This is a genomic window from Mesorhizobium sp. M0563, from assembly GCF_040321065.1.
Lineage (GTDB): Bacteria > Pseudomonadota > Alphaproteobacteria > Rhizobiales > Rhizobiaceae > Mesorhizobium.
Genome location: NZ_JAMYQV010000018.1, coordinates 45268 through 59085 on the forward strand (window position 1 = coordinate 45268; position 13818 = coordinate 59085).

The 13818-nt window shown below is 63.9% G+C and carries 12 protein-coding genes and 1 pseudogene; 8 read left to right on the top strand and 5 right to left on the bottom strand.

Annotated features, from left to right (window positions below; translation table 11 throughout):
• Positions 1-483, top strand: a complete 483-nt coding sequence (gene rpsI / locus NKI50_RS21720; RefSeq protein ID WP_023717316.1) for a 30S ribosomal protein S9 — start codon at positions 1-3, stop codon at positions 481-483.
• Positions 484-594: 111 nt separating this feature from the next.
• On the opposite strand, the gene NKI50_RS21725 is transcribed toward rpsI, so the two are convergent.
• Positions 595-1497, bottom strand: a complete 903-nt coding sequence (locus NKI50_RS21725; protein WP_352640070.1) for a LysR family transcriptional regulator — start codon at positions 1495-1497, stop codon at positions 595-597.
• A 95-nt stretch (positions 1498-1592) separates the two neighbouring features.
• Here NKI50_RS21725 and NKI50_RS21730 point away from each other — a divergent pair, with 95 nt between their 5' ends.
• Positions 1593-2465 (top strand): aldo/keto reductase family oxidoreductase, encoded by an 873-nt coding sequence (locus NKI50_RS21730; RefSeq protein ID WP_352717534.1) that lies wholly within the window; start codon positions 1593-1595, stop codon positions 2463-2465.
• Positions 2466-2728: 263 nt separating this feature from the next.
• Here NKI50_RS21730 and NKI50_RS21735 read toward each other — a convergent pair whose 3' ends face one another.
• Complete coding sequence (locus NKI50_RS21735) at positions 2729-3778, bottom strand: glycerophosphodiester phosphodiesterase family protein (RefSeq protein ID WP_023717313.1); 1050 nt, start codon at positions 3776-3778, stop codon at positions 2729-2731.
• 303 nt (positions 3779-4081) lie between these two features.
• On the opposite strand from NKI50_RS21735, the gene speB reads away from it, so the two are divergent.
• From speB to NKI50_RS21750, 3 genes and pseudogenes are all read left to right on the top strand, one after another.
• Positions 4082-5089 carry an agmatinase gene (gene speB, locus NKI50_RS21740; protein WP_352640069.1) on the top strand — a complete coding sequence of 336 codons (1008 nt, stop codon included), beginning with the start codon at positions 4082-4084 and terminating at the stop codon, positions 5087-5089.
• Positions 5090-5111: 22 nt separating this feature from the next.
• Positions 5112-6038 (top strand): N-acetyl-gamma-glutamyl-phosphate reductase, encoded by a 927-nt coding sequence (gene argC / locus NKI50_RS21745; protein ID WP_023717311.1) that lies wholly within the window; start codon positions 5112-5114, stop codon positions 6036-6038.
• A pseudogene (locus NKI50_RS21750) lies at positions 6039-6877 on the top strand (aminoglycoside phosphotransferase family protein).
• Here the strand turns inward: NKI50_RS21750 and NKI50_RS21755 are convergent.
• Positions 6867-7961 carry a COX15/CtaA family protein gene (locus tag NKI50_RS21755; RefSeq protein ID WP_352495317.1) on the bottom strand — a complete coding sequence of 365 codons (1095 nt, stop codon included), beginning with the start codon at positions 7959-7961 and terminating at the stop codon, positions 6867-6869. The pseudogene NKI50_RS21750 and the gene NKI50_RS21755 sit on opposite strands and share 11 nt — an antisense overlap.
• A gap of 151 nt (positions 7962-8112) precedes the next feature.
• Here NKI50_RS21755 and NKI50_RS21760 point away from each other — a divergent pair, with 151 nt between their 5' ends.
• Positions 8113-8340, top strand: coding sequence for a DUF2842 domain-containing protein (locus tag NKI50_RS21760; RefSeq protein ID WP_023717309.1), 228 nt, complete (start codon positions 8113-8115; stop codon positions 8338-8340).
• Here the strand turns inward: NKI50_RS21760 and NKI50_RS21765 are convergent.
• Positions 8337-9395, bottom strand: coding sequence for a polysaccharide deacetylase family protein (locus NKI50_RS21765; RefSeq protein WP_352495316.1), 1059 nt, complete (start codon positions 9393-9395; stop codon positions 8337-8339). The genes NKI50_RS21760 and NKI50_RS21765 overlap by 4 nt on opposite strands.
• Before the next feature lie 89 nt (positions 9396-9484).
• Here NKI50_RS21765 and NKI50_RS21770 point away from each other — a divergent pair, with 89 nt between their 5' ends.
• The gene (locus NKI50_RS21770; RefSeq protein ID WP_352717537.1) at positions 9485-10714 is read left to right on the top strand and encodes a GNAT family N-acetyltransferase; all 1230 of its coding nucleotides are present in this window, start codon (positions 9485-9487) and stop codon (positions 10712-10714) included.
• A 21-nt stretch (positions 10715-10735) separates the two neighbouring features.
• Here NKI50_RS21770 and NKI50_RS21775 read toward each other — a convergent pair whose 3' ends face one another.
• A complete protein-coding gene (locus NKI50_RS21775; RefSeq protein ID WP_352717539.1) occupies positions 10736-12991 on the bottom strand; it encodes a GumC family protein in 2256 nt (751 codons plus the stop codon).
• 255 nt (positions 12992-13246) lie between these two features.
• On the opposite strand from NKI50_RS21775, the gene NKI50_RS21780 reads away from it, so the two are divergent.
• Positions 13247-13810, top strand: a complete 564-nt coding sequence (locus tag NKI50_RS21780) for a polysaccharide biosynthesis/export family protein (RefSeq protein ID WP_023717305.1) — start codon at positions 13247-13249, stop codon at positions 13808-13810.
• The last annotated feature ends 8 nt before the right edge of the window (positions 13811-13818 follow it).

Sequence of the window (13818 nt, forward strand, 5' to 3'; positions counted from 1 at the left end):
ATGGCTGAGCTTTCCTCGCTCGCAGAACTCGGAACTGCCACCGGCAACACCAACACCCAGCCGGCTGCACCCGTCCATGTCCAGAAGCTCGACAAATCGGGCCGCGCCTATGCCACCGGCAAGCGCAAGAACGCCATCGCCCGTGTCTGGGTGAAGCCCGGCTCCGGCAAGATCGTCGTCAACGACAAGGTGTTCGCCGAATATTTCGCGCGCCCGGTCCTGCAGATGATCCTCAACCAGCCGATCATCGCTGCCAACCGCGCCGGCCAGTACGACATCGTTGCCACCGTCATCGGCGGCGGCCTTTCCGGCCAGGCCGGTGCGGTGCGCCACGGCATCTCCAAGGCGCTGACCTATTACGAGCCGGCGCTGCGCGCCGTGCTCAAGAAGGGCGGCTTCCTGACCCGTGACAGCCGCGTGGTCGAGCGCAAGAAGTACGGCAAGGCGAAGGCCCGCCGGAGCTTCCAGTTCTCCAAGCGCTAAGCGCTGCGCAATTGCACGCTATCGAAAGGCCGCCTCCGGGCGGCCTTTTCTTTTCGTGCAGAGCCATCTCCTCACCAGCGCCTGCGGCAGGGTTCAGGCCTGGCGCAGACCTCAGGTCCGGCTGTCCCTGATGAAGTCGACGAACGCCCGCAGCGGCGCCGGTACGAGGCGCCGGCCGGGATAGTAGAGGAACGGCCCGGAGAAGCTCTGCCACCAGGGTTCGAGGACGGGTTCGAGTGCACCGCTCTCGAAATGCGGGCGAAGCCAGTCCTCGAACAGCTTCACGATTCCGGTGCCGGCGATCGCTGCATCAACGGCTAAATCGGCTGCTCCGCCGATCCCCACAATCAGTGGCCCCGTCGGATCGACCCGCACCACCTCGTCGTCGCGCTCGAACTCCCATGGCGTTATCGCACCGCTGGGAAAGCGGCCGCGCAGGCAGGCGTGGCCGAGCAGGTCGCGCGGGTGTTGCGGCCGGCCATGACGATCCAGGTAGGCCGGGCTGGCGGCGGTGGCGAAGCGCTGCACGCGCGGCCCGATCGGCACGGCGATCATGTCCTGTTCCAGCCGCTCGTCGTAACGGATGCCGGCATCGCAGCCGGCCGCCAGCACGTCGACAAAGCTCTCCTCGGCGATCACCTCCAGCCGGATACCGGGATAGGCGGCAAGGAACCGCGGCACGATGCTGGGCAGGACCAGTCGCGCCGCGCTGACCGGCACATTGAGGCGCAGCGAGCCGGCCGGCCTGTCGCGAAAGCCGTTCACCACGTCCAGCGCCGACTCCACCTCGGTCAAGGCTGGACCGAGCCGCGCCAGCAAGCCTTGGCCGGCCTCCGTCAGGACGACGCTGCGCGTCGTCCGGTTGAGCAGCCTGACACCGAGCTGCGTCTCCAGGCGGCGCACCGCCTCGCTCAAGCCGGACGCACTGCCGCCGCTGGCGCGTGCCGCATCCCGAAAACCTTTGGCGCGCGCTACGGCCACGAAGGCGTTCAGATCCCCGAGATCAATCTGCATTGTTCGTCATTCCGCACAGCCCGTGCGAATTGTACCCAATTATCGCGAGATCGGACACCGTCTATCTGTGCACCATTCCCTGAAGGAGAAAGACTATGTCCAGCGTCGACCAGTCCGGCACATTCACCCTCGGCGACCGCAAAGTCAGACGGCTCGGCTACGGCGCCATGCAGCTCGCAGGGTCCGGCGTCTTCGGCCCACCAAAGGACCACGATGCGGCATTGGCCGTGCTGCGCGAAGCCGTTGCGCAGGGCGTCAATCACATCGACACCAGCGACTTCTATGGCCCACACGTCACCAATTTGTTGATCCGCGAAGCGCTCGCACCCTATCGCGACGACCTCGTTATCGTCACCAAGATCGGCGCCCGGCGCGGCCGGGACGGAGCATGGCTGCCGGCCTTCTCGGCCGACGAGCTGACCAAGGCGGTGCACGACAATCTGCGCAATCTCGGGCTCGACGTGCTGGAGGTGGTCAACCTTCGAGTCATGTTCGACGCGCATGGCCCCGCCGAAGGGTCGATCGAGGCCCCGCTTGCAACGCTTACCGAGCTTCAGCGACAGGGCCTTGTGCGTCACATCGGGCTGAGCAACGTCACCGCTGCACAAATCGCCGAAGGCCGCAGGATTTGCAAGATCGTCTGCGTGCAGAACCAGTACAATCTGGCGCATCGGGGCGACGATGCGTTGATCGACGATCTGGCCCACGGCGGCATCGCCTATGTGCCGTTCTTCCCGCTTGGCGGCTTCAACCCGCTGCAGTCGTCGACCTTGTCCAAGGTCACCGCACGCCTCGGCGCCACGCGCATGCAGGTCGCGCTCGCCTGGCTGCTTCGCCGCGCGCCCAACATTCTTCTGATCCCCGGCACGTCTTCAGTTGCGCATCTCAGGGAGAACCTCGCCGCAGGCGATCTCGCGCTGCCGGAGGATGCGCTCGAGGCGCTAGAGGGCGTGGCGATGGCCGCTTGACCTGCGCACGAGGCGCGAGGTGCCGCCAGCCGGTGTTGGAGACTAGCGAAGGCGGTGATGAGCCAATCTCCCCCCTCGTGGGGGAGATGTCCGGCAGGACAGAGGGGGGCGCGAAGGATCGCCTGCCTCTTGTTGAACCCTGCGTGACAATTGACGCCAATTGCAATCTCAATCGACCCGATAGGCTGGAGGGACAGCGCCCCCCTCTGCCCTGCCGGGCATCTCCCCCACAAGGGGGGAGATTGGCAGCGCGACCGCCGCTCCTAGTTAATGCTGGCCGTATTCGCCGGCTCGGCCGGGCCGGCATAGGGCACGCGAAAACCGTTCGCCGCCAGCCAATCGATGGCGGCCTTCGGTTCGTCGGTCTGGATGATGGTGGCGCCGCGCTCGACCCAGAAGCCATAAGTCTCGCGCGGCAGGCTGGCCGCGACCGCCAGCTCGTCGCCGCGGCCACCGGCGAGGAAGCCACCCGGCTTGTTGACGATGGCATAGGTGTCGGCCCAGATGTGCCAGTCACCCCTCACCGCCAGCGCGCGCATGCGCGGGCTGAACAGCGGGCCGCCGGTCTCGGTCAGTGTCTCGGCGCCAGCCCGCCAATTGATCAGTTCGATCGCCCGCACCGGGAACGCCCGGCTGACTTTTTCGGCAAACATGGCGTCGTGAACCGCATCGTCGGCAATGATCGGCATGAACTGGAAGCCGCCGTCGATCGCGTCCATGGCGGCCGCAACCGTGGCGATCCTCTCCGCATCCCACAGGTTCTCCTTGACGATCACCTGTTCGGCCATGCCGAGGTCGCGCGCGACCGCGACCATGCCGGCGAGGCTTTCGGTATCGAGCTTATTGTCGAGATTGATGAGGATCCTGTCCCTGGTCGCCATCAACATTTCGCGCAACGTCGAGACTGTCTCGCCCGTAAAGGCGCCGGTGCCTTCGATCACCAACCGGCACGTCTTGAGTTCGGCCAGCGTGCGCTTGACCACCTCGCCCTTGCAGTTCGTGGTGCGGTCGAGCCAGCTGTCATGCATGACGACGAACTGTCCGTCCTTCGAGCGCCTGATATCGACCTCGACGATTTCGGCGCCCATTGCAATCGACGCCTCGACGGCGGCGATCGAATTTTCGGGATAGAGCGTCTTGCCGGCCTGCATGCCGCCGGCGCGGTGCGCGGCCACCATCACATGGTCGCGCCATTGGTTGGCGTGCTCGAACCGGTCGAGAATCTGCCTGGCGCGCGTTTCGCCTGCCGATGCATGGCCAAGGGAGGCCGCCAGCGCCGCGGAAAGCAGAAGGCTCAGCCAAGTCGTTCGCATGAGACAGGTCGTTCGCATGAGAATCGCTCCGTACCGGATCGACACCCGGTTAAGCGACGCTCGTGACAGCCTAGTGAACGAAGCCGGCTTCGCAAACGCTGGAAAATCAGGTTAATGCCGGCCGAAACGGCCGTAGCGGCTACTTTCGGTTGCTAACTAGGCAATCTCCGGGCCAGCCATGCGGGGCTCTCCTGGCAAGCAAGGATTTGTGACCGGGCCGAATAGCCATGTTCTTCCGAAGGGGTCGCAATTCTGAGAATTATGGCCAATAAGGTTGCGCGTCGACGCACAGGAGATCGCTTCATGCCGCCAAGGACCATCGATCACGCCTTCACCACCCGCTCCAGGACGGGCGCGTCGTTCGAGCCGACCTATGCCGGCGCGCTGTCGTTCATGCGGCGCAAATATTCGAAGGATGTGAAGGGCGCCGATGCGGTGGTGTGGGGCATTCCCTTCGACGCGGCGGTCACCAATCGGCCGGGCGCGCGTTTCGGACCGCAGGCGATTCGCCGCGCGTCGGCCATCCTCGACAACGATCCGCAATATCCGTTTTCGCGCGACCTGTTCGAACAGCTTGCCGTGGTCGATTTTGGCGATTGCCTGCTCGACAGCGGCAATCACCAGAAGACCCCTGCCACGATCGAACGCGAAGCGGCGAGGATCCTGAAATCCGGCGCCTTTCTGCTATCGCTCGGCGGTGACCATTTCGTCACCTGGCCGCTGCTCAAGGCGCATGCCGCCATCTACGGCCCGCTGGCCCTGGTGCAGTTCGACGCTCATCAGGACACCTGGCCCGACGACGGCAAGCGCATCGATCACGGCTCCTTCATCGGCCGTGCGGTCAAGGAGGGCATCATCGACCCCGACCGGTCGATCCAGATCGGCATCCGCACCCACGCGCCCGATACGTTCGGCATCAAGATCCTGTATGGCCATGAAGTGGAGGAAATGCGGGCGTCCGACATCGCCTATGCCATCGTCGACCGTACGGGCGGCAAGAGGACCTACGTCACTTTCGACATCGATTGCCTGGATCCGGCTTTTGCGCCCGGCACCGGAACGCCGGTAGCGGGAGGCCCGTCTTCGGCAAAGATCCTGTCGGTGCTGCGCCAGATCAACCAGGTCGATATCGTCGGCGCCGACGTCGTCGAGGTTGCGCCAGCCTATGATCACGCCGATATAACGGCAATTGCCGGCTCGATGGTGGCCATGCACTATCTCGGGCTGCTGGCGGAACGAAAGGCCCGGCTCGAGGAAATGAACCAGGGCAATCACAGCGTTGCCGGATTGAATCAGGCAAGCGGCATATAGCTAACAGGAATTTTGGCAGGCAATGAAACCGAAAATCTTCATCGACGGCGAGCACGGCACCACCGGTCTGCAGATCAGGGCGCTGCTTGCCGAGCGCGGCGACCTGGAAATCATCTCCATCCCGACTGAGCGCCGCAAGGAAACGGCAGCGCGCGCCGAGTTCCTCAATGCCGCCGATGTCGCGATCCTCTGCCTACCGGACGCGGCAGCCAAGGAAAGCGTTTCGCTGATCGCCAATGACACCACCAAGGTGATCGACGCCTCGACGGCACATCGCGTCGCCGAGGGCTGGGAATATGGTTTCGCCGAAATGGACAAGGACCAGGCGAAGAAGATCGCTTCGGCGAAGCGCGTCGCCAATCCGGGCTGCTGGCCGCAAGGACCGATCGCGACGCTGCGGCCGCTGGTTGCGGCGGGGCTGTTGCCAGCCGATTTTCCGGTCACCGTCAACGGCATTTCTGGCTATTCCGGCGGCGGCCGGCCAATGATCGAGGATTATGTCGCCAAGGGCGAGGATGCGTCGGAATTCCTGCCCTACGGGCTGACGCTGCAGCACAAGCACGTGCCGGAGCTCAGGACCTATGCCAGGCTTTCGCAGGATCCGATCATGCAGCCGGCAGTCGGCAATTTCGCGCAAGGCATGATCACGGTAGTGCCGCTGCAACTCGGCGGTCTCGACCATGTACCGACCGGCGCTGAGCTTCACGCGGCGATCGCCGACCATTTTGCTTCCATTGATCGTGGCGTGGTCGAGGTGGCGCCGTATCTGCATCAGGAACGCATGCCTGACATCGATCCGGAGATCTACAACGGCACCAACCGGATGAAGCTCTATGTCTTTGCCAATGACGACAGGGCGCAGGCGCTGCTGCTTGCCGTCTACGACAATCTCGGCAAGGGTGCCTCGGGTGCAGCCGTGCAGAACATGGATCTGATGCTCGGCCTCTGAATGGATGCGCCGGCATTTCCGAAGCGCTGGAAGGTCGGCGCGCCCGAACTCATCGCCGAAACCTTCAGCAGCCGCCTCTGGAAGGTTGCTCGCGAGGACGACTCACCGGCAATCGTCAAGGATCTAAAGCCTTTCGACGATGTCGAGGACGAGTTGCGTGGCGAGCATTTCCTCGCCTGGCGACGCGGCGAAGGCGCGGTGCGGCTGCTCGGCCGCGACGGCCACCGCATGCTGCTCGAATACGCCGGCGACAGGATGCTGTCACACCATCTTGCCGAACAAGGCGACAATGCCGCCACCGCGATCGCGGCCGAGGTAATGGCAAGACTGGTCTCGCCGTCGAAGCACCCTGCCCCGCCGGATCTCCAGCCGTTGCGGACCCGGTTCTCCAGCCTGTTCAAAAAGGCCAAGGCCGATCGCGCCGCCGGCGAAAAGAGCCTGTATGTCGAAGCAGCCGAAATCGCGGAACGGCTGCTGTCCAATCCGCATGACGTGCGGCCGCTGCATGGCGACCTGCACCACGACAACGTCATGCACGGTCCGCGCGGCTGGCTGGCGATCGACCCGAAGGGCGTTCTCGGCGACCCCGGCTTCGACGCGGCCAACATGTTCTACAACCCACTCGACCGAGACGATCTTTGCCTCGATACGCGGCGGATCGGCATATGGCGCAAGTCTTTGCCGCAACGCTCGGCCAGTCGCCGCCCGCGATACTGGACCACGCCATCGCCTATGGCTGCCTGTCGGCTGCATGGCATCATGAAGATCGCAATGCGGTCGACGAGGACCGCGAGCTGGCGATCGCCATGGCGATCCGGACGGTGCGGCTCAGCCTCTGAGAGCAATCTCGTGGGGCAGCGGATAAGCGCCCTTGGTGCCGCGCCAGTGCGCGGCGGCAAAACCCAGCAGGAACAGCGCGAATGCCTGATGCGTCAGGGCCATGTGCAGCGGCACATGCATCAATAGGGTGCCGATGCCGATCGACGCCTGCACCACGACAATCAGGAACAGCAGCGTCGCGCGTCGGGCATGCGTCGTGCCCGGCAGACGCCGGCGTGTCGCAATCATGTGCCAGAGCGCGACCGCGAAGATCGTGTAGGCGCCGACCCGGTGGATGAACTGCACCGTCTTCGGGTTTTCGAAGAAATTGCGCCATGCCGGCTCGAGCAGCAGCAGGTCGCCGGGGACCAGTTTGCCGTCCATCAGCGGCCAGGTGTTGTAGCTCAAGCCGGCATCGAGCCCTGCGACCAGCCCGCCGAGATAGATCTGGACCAGCGCCAGCAGCACCAGAAAGCCGGCCAGACGTTGCGTCGATCGGTCGGCGGCCGGTTCGGAGTGTGGGGCCAGTCCGCGCGCGACCACCATGGTCGCCGTGAAGATCAGCGCCGCCAGCGTCAGATGCGTCGCCAGCCGGTATTGGCTGACCGAAACCCGGTCGGCCAACCCGGACGCCACCATCCACCAGCCTATCGCGCCCTGCAGGGCGCCGAGAAGGAGGATGCCCGACAATTTCGTGCCGAGGCCGCGCTCGATGCGGCGCGTCGCCCAGAAGAACAGCAACGGCAGGGCGAAGACCACGCCGACACTACGCGCCAGGATGCGGTGCACCCACTCCCACCAGAAGATCGACTTGAACGCCTCGATGCTCATGCCCTTGTTGAGTTCGGCATATTGCGGGATCTGCTGGTAGCGCAGGAACTCCTCCTGCCACTCGGCATCATTGAGTGGCGGGATGACGCCGTGAATCGGCTGCCATTCGGTGATCGACAGGCCCGAATCGGTGAGCCTCGTAGCGCCGCCGACCACCACCAGCGCAAACAGCACGAGGAGCACGACATAGAGCCAACCACGTACCAGCGCGCGGTTGCGAAGGTCGCGATCGCGGGCTGCGAAAGGCACGGCATCGGATATGGCAGCAGCCATGGCTTTGTCCCGGCAGTTGAAGTCGCGGATTGGTGAACCATCGCAACCCGGCTTGCAAGACCGGACAGCGCGGCACGCCGTCGCGCCGTTTCTGGCGGGTTGCGCGTATTGGCTGTTCGGCTTAAGCGATAGCGATCAACGAGATCGCGTTATGCCCATTCGCCTGAAAAAGCTGATCGGAAGCTTCCTGCTGGTACTGCTGGTCGTCGTCTATGCGATGGTCGCCTCGATCGTGGCAGTCGCCCAATTGTCACAGTCCGGGCCGCTGGCGCACTTCATCTTCTTCCTGCTGAGCGGGCTTTTGTGGGTGCTGCCGGCGATGGGCATCATCAAATGGCTGATCCTGGAGCCGCGGCCGAAGGGCCGAGGCAACAGTTAGATCGTCACCACCGTCTTGCCGGCATTGGCCAGCGGCGTCGTCACGCCCGACAACATTGTTCGGATGTGGGCGACGCTCTGATAGCGGCCATTGACCGAAATGCGCGGCAGGGCATGCAGGAACCCGGCATGCTCGGCGCGGAGTATGCCGTGGCGGGTCGTCACGGCCGAGGCATAGCCGGCATCGCGGACAAGGCCCACCTCGCGACGGCCGACGGCGCTGGCATAACCGTAGGGATAGGCGAAATGGCGCGGCTCCTCGCCGAGTTTGGCCTGCAATATGCGCTTGACGTCGCCGATCTCATGCCGCGCGTCGCTCTCGGAAAGCCGCTTCAGATTGCAATGATTGACGCTATGCGCTCCGATCGTCACCAGCGGGTGCGCGGCCATGGTGCGGAGCTCGTCCCAGTTCATCAGCGTGTTCGGGCGCGAACCGCCCAACTCGATGCCGTTCGAACGCGCCAGATCGCGCAATACCGCACGCTGGTCCTGCTCGCGCACCTTCAGCGTCAGATGAGCGTGCAGACGCGCATTGGCCTGGACCTTTTTTCCTGGGTTCGAGCAATCGATCGTCACCGGGCCGTCCGGCGTCGTCAGCGTCAGGCGATCGCGCGCATTGACGATGTCCTCGACCACGTCCCACCACAAATCGGCAGCGCCATCGATCAGTCCCGGCGCGACGTAGATGGTGATCGGCGCGCCGTGCTTCTCCAGCACGGGCAGCGCCTCGGTCATGTTGTCTCGATAGGCGTCGTCGGCGGTGATCGTCGCGAACTGGCCGTCCTTGTCGCCAGCCTTGATGCGCTCGATTGCCTCGTCCAGAGTAACGAACGTGTAGCCGTTCGCCTTCATGTCGGCGATCACGATGTCGAGGAACCCAGGCGCGATGTTCAAGTGGCGGTTGACGCCGTTCGGCTTTTCCGGCGTCGCGGTGACCCGATGCAGCATCAGGATGGCGCCAAGGCCGCCGATGAACGGCTTGGCCAGCGGCGCAAGACCGGAATAGCGGGCGAGATTGAGCGCCAGTTTGCGGATTGCCTCGCCCCCGTCGATCATTCATTCACCTTTTGCGCCTAAGCTCATCAAGCATGGAATGCGCCTGCGCGGACCCCCAATCGCGACGAATACGCCCTAAGGATTGAGGTATGGTTGACGCCACCGCGTCATTTGACGGCAATCGGCTGGCAAGCAGCGAGGCGTCGCCGTGTGCCTTGCCGGCCGGCAAAGCCGGCCTGTCGACCTCGGTTGCCGATAGTGCGGCGCTGGCGGCGTACGCCGAATTCTGCCGTTCGGCGCTTTTTGCCCCGGCGCAGAGCGCAGGCTGGATCCTGAACTGGGCCGCACATACCGGCGCCGACGTTGTCGTTGCGACGCTGCGCGCCGACGACAGGCCGGTTTTCTCGCTGGCGCTGGAGGTCACCCGCAGCGGAGCATTCCGCGTTGCGCGCTTCATGGGCGGGCGCCATGCCAACGGCAATTTTGCCGCTGCCGACCTGCAATGGCTGGCGAATGCCGATATCGCGGCGATCCGTTCGATGCTGGCCGCGATTGCCAAGGCGCGGCGCGACATCGATCTTGTCGCGCTAGAGCGGCTGCTGCCTGATCTCGACGGCGTTGCCAACCCGCTCTCCGCCTTGCCGCGTTTTTCGAGCCCCAATCTGTCGCTGGCCGCCGGTCTTGTCGGAGGGTTTGATGCACTGCTCACCCGCGTGAGCGGCAAGCGCAGGCGCAAGAAGCATCGCTCGCAGGCGCGCAAGTTCGAGGCCGTCGGCAGCTATCGTCGCATCGAGGCGAGGACTGCGGACGAGGTGAACAGGCTGCTCGACGCCTTTTTCGAGATGAAGGAATTCCGCTTCCGCAAGATGGGCATCGTCAATGTTTTCGGTGAAGCGGAGGTGCGCGCTTTTTTCCGCTCGCTGTTTGCCGAAGCGCTTCAAGAGGAAAACCCGTGCTTCGTGCTGCATGGGCTGGAAGTCGCCGGCAAGCTTCGTGCGGTCACCGGGTCGAGCCGCTCGGGCAAGCGGCTGATCTGCGAATTCGGGGCGATCGCCGAGGACGACCTCGCACACACCAGCCCCGGCGACTTCCTGTTCTTCGAGAACATCCAGGAAGCCTGCGAGACGGGTTTTGAAATCTATGATTTCTCAGTCGGCGACGAACCCTATAAGCGATTGTGGTGCGATGTCGAAACGCAGCATTTCGAGGTGCTGGTTCCGCTGACGCTGAAGGGCCGCGCGCTGGCGCTTGCGCTCAGGCACGGCGCAAGCCTGAAAGCATTCATCAAGCACAGCCCAATGGTCTGGAAGCTGACCAAGCTGCTGCGCCGCAAGGCTGTGGGACAGACAGCACCGGCCGCAGGCGAAGACGACAGCTGATTTCGATTTGAGAAAACTGCCTCAGGCGGCCGAGCGCCGCCCCGGCATTGGCCCCGGCGCCACATGGCCGATTGGCGTGACCAGCGTCAGGTCGGGATAGCCGCTCTCGATGAGCGCGACTGCGGCTTGCGTCACCTCGTCGTCCGGCTCCAGCATGGAGAGCAGCACCTCGGTGCCCTCGCCCACTAGGCGGCTGATGCCTTGCGCGTCCGCTGGCCCGCATTCGACAACGACCAGGTCATAGGCGGTGGTCAGCGACTGCATGATGATCGGCAGCCGGTCGGCGGCGCGCATGGCACGGACCGGATCGGCTGTGCCGACGGGAATCACGTGGCAGTCCGAATAGAGATCGGGGTGGATCACATCGCTGAACTGCGCTTGCGAGGCGAGCAGATCGGTGATGCCCGGAAACAGCCCGCTGTCCAGCATCGGCCGCGAGGCAGCACCCGAAGCGGTGAGATCAAGCAGCAGCACGCGTAGCCCGGCGTCAGAGACTGCGCGCGCCACCAGCACCGCCGAGGCAGCCGCCTCGTCGCCTTCCGGCGACACGAATATGGCGCGGGCGGCACCGGTGGCGATCAGTTTTTCCGCGGCCTTGTCGATGTCGACCTCACCGAGGGTGGAACGTGCCGGTTCAATGTCTGCAGCAGCCATCTCAGAGTACTCCGGTTCGATTTTCTCGGCAGCCGCTTCCGCCACGGCGACGGGTTCCGGCTCCAGTTTGGTTTCAGTGACACTGTTGTCGGACTCACCGAGCTGGTCGATCACGGCGACTGTCGGTTCGGGCCGGGCAACCGGCGGGCCGGGCTCGGCCACTACGCGTTCGGCCTGGACAGCCGGCATCGCAACCTGCTCGATGCGTTCGAAATGGGCACCGGCGGCCGGACGCATGGCGCGGCCGGAAAACAGTTCCTGCAGCAACGTGACGATCGCCATGAGGAGCAACGAGCCGACAAAGGCCGCACCGACAATCGGACCAATCTTGGGGAAATAGGGTTCGGTCGGCGCCCGGGCCTCCGAAAATAGGCGAGCGTCGACAGGCAGGTAGTTACGATCCTTGCGTGCGGCCGCCTGGAGATAGCTGGACGAGTAGAGATCGAGTTGCTGGCGCTTGGTCGCGGCATCGCGCTGCAGGGCATCGAGTTCCACCTGCTCTTCGCCGGCGCGGGCGGACGCCGCCTTCAGGGTGTTGACGTCGGCCACGAGTTGAGCCTCTCGTGCCTTCGCCGTCTCGGCCTGCGCCATCAGACCCTTCATGATCTTTTCCGCTTCGTTGCGGATCTGGCGGTCGAGATCGGCGAGCTGCGACTTCAGCGCACGGATGCGCGGATGATTGTCGAGCAAGGTGGTGGAAAGGTCGGCGATGTTGTTCTTGAGTTCGACTTGCCGCTCGCGCAGGCGCTGGATCAGGTCGGAAGACAACACCTCTGGAACGGCATCCAGCGAGCCGCCATTGCGCAACGCCCTGCGCACACTGTCGGCGGTCGCTTCCGCCGAAGCGCGGTTGGCGCGTACCCGTGACAGTTCGCTCGACAATTCGGACAGCTGCTGGGTGGCAAGCACCGAATTGTTGCCGCCCATCAAAAGATCGGACTGCGCACGGAATGCGGCAACCTTGGCCTCCGCCTCCTTCACCCGGTTCTGCAGGTCCGCGATTTCCGGCGCCAGAAAGTCGGTGGCGGCGGAATTCGATTCGAGCTTGGCGTTGCCCTTGGAGGCGATATAGGCGTTTGCGATGGCGTTCGGGATTGCGGCGGCAAGCTGTGGATCCTCTGACGAGAACTCGATAGCGATCGCGCGGGTTTTTTCAACGCCATAGACGTTGAGCTTGTCATGCATTGCGTCCAGCACGCGCTCTTCCAGCGGAATCTCGAAGGGATCGCTTTTCAAGCCAACGAGGACAAGGGTGCGGCTCAGCGCCGACATCTTCAGCGCCTCGTCGAATTCGGGCAATTTCGCGAGGTTGAGCTTCGCCGCCACCTGTTTGAGGATGTCAGGGGACGAAATGATCTGGACCTCGGTGGCCACAGCCTCTTCGTCGGGAATCGACCGCTCGTTGCCGTTGGCACCGGCTGGCCGCGTGAACTCCGATTCTCGAGGCCCGATCTCCAGCTTGGCTGCCGCCTTGTATTCGGGCGTTGCAAGCCAGGCGAGCGCAAAGGCCAGGCCGGTTACAGCCAGCGCGACGACAAGGATGCGCAGCCAGTTTCGCGCCAGGCTGGCGAAAAGCTGCCTGAGATCGACGTCGACATCTGCGGCCGCGGATTGAACGGACATGCATCCCTGCTCCGGTACTGAGTCAGCATGCACCGTAAACAACTATGGTAACTCAGCCGTTAATAACGCGGTAAGCACCTGTTAGGCTCTGCTAACAAGCCGCAAACAAGAGGCTGAAAACCATCTGCATTTGTCGATCGGGCCCGCATCGGCCGCGCGCCTTTACCGGCCATTAACCCTAACAGGATGATAACCGAGCTCGATCGTTAAGGTTTGCCGCAGAGTCGCCGGCTATTCAAAGGTACGTGTCCGCTCATGAAAAGCACTGCTCCCCTTTTCCGCGCGCTGCTTGCCGTATCGATGCTTTCGGGCTGCTCAAGCTACCGGCCGACGCCGGCCGCCTTCCATGAAGTGCTCGACCAGCCCTATCGCCTCGGTGCCGGCGACCGCGTCCGCGTCACCGTGTTCGAGCAGGAAGGATTGACCAACACCTACAGCGTCGACCAATCCGGCTATCTCTCGCTGCCGCTCGTCGGCAACGTGCCGGCGCGCGGCCACACCGCCCAGCAACTCGAGGGCGAGATCGCCGAGAAACTGCGCCAGGGCTATTTGCGCGATCCTGACGTTTCGGTCGAAATCGATCGCTACCGGCCGATCTTCGTCATGGGTGAAGTGGGCGCGGCGGGCCAATATTCCTACGTTCCGGGCCTGACCGTGCAGAAAGCCATCGCCATCGCCGGCGGCTTCACGCCACGCGCCAACCAGGAAAGCGTCGACATTACCCGCGACATCAACGGCAAGGTTATAACCGGACGCGTGGTGACCTCCGACCCGCTGTTGCCCGGCGACACAGTCTATGTTCGCGAACGCCTGTTTTGATGTGCTGA

Bases quoted from the DNA above. Each gene is read 5' to 3' on its own strand.
- rpsI (WP_023717316.1), top strand. From the start codon at position 1: ATGGCTGAGCTTTCCTCGCTCGCAGAACTCGGAACTGCCACCGGCAAC.
- NKI50_RS21725 (WP_352640070.1), bottom strand. From the start codon at position 1,497: ATGCAGATTGATCTCGGGGATCTGAACGCCTTCGTGGCCGTAGCGCGC.
- NKI50_RS21730 (WP_352717534.1), top strand. From the start codon at position 1,593: ATGTCCAGCGTCGACCAGTCCGGCACATTCACCCTCGGCGACCGCAAA.
- NKI50_RS21735 (WP_023717313.1), bottom strand. From the start codon at position 3,778: ATGCGAACGACTTGGCTGAGCCTTCTGCTTTCCGCGGCGCTGGCGGCC.
- speB (WP_352640069.1), top strand. From the start codon at position 4,082: ATGCCGCCAAGGACCATCGATCACGCCTTCACCACCCGCTCCAGGACG.
- argC (WP_023717311.1), top strand. From the start codon at position 5,112: ATGAAACCGAAAATCTTCATCGACGGCGAGCACGGCACCACCGGTCTG.
- NKI50_RS21755 (WP_352495317.1), bottom strand. From the start codon at position 7,961: ATGGCTGCTGCCATATCCGATGCCGTGCCTTTCGCAGCCCGCGATCGC.
- NKI50_RS21760 (WP_023717309.1), top strand. From the start codon at position 8,113: ATGCCCATTCGCCTGAAAAAGCTGATCGGAAGCTTCCTGCTGGTACTG.
- NKI50_RS21765 (WP_352495316.1), bottom strand. From the start codon at position 9,395: ATGATCGACGGGGGCGAGGCAATCCGCAAACTGGCGCTCAATCTCGCC.
- NKI50_RS21770 (WP_352717537.1), top strand. From the start codon at position 9,485: ATGGTTGACGCCACCGCGTCATTTGACGGCAATCGGCTGGCAAGCAGC.
- NKI50_RS21775 (WP_352717539.1), bottom strand. From the start codon at position 12,991: ATGTCCGTTCAATCCGCGGCCGCAGATGTCGACGTCGATCTCAGGCAG.
- NKI50_RS21780 (WP_023717305.1), top strand. From the start codon at position 13,247: ATGAAAAGCACTGCTCCCCTTTTCCGCGCGCTGCTTGCCGTATCGATG.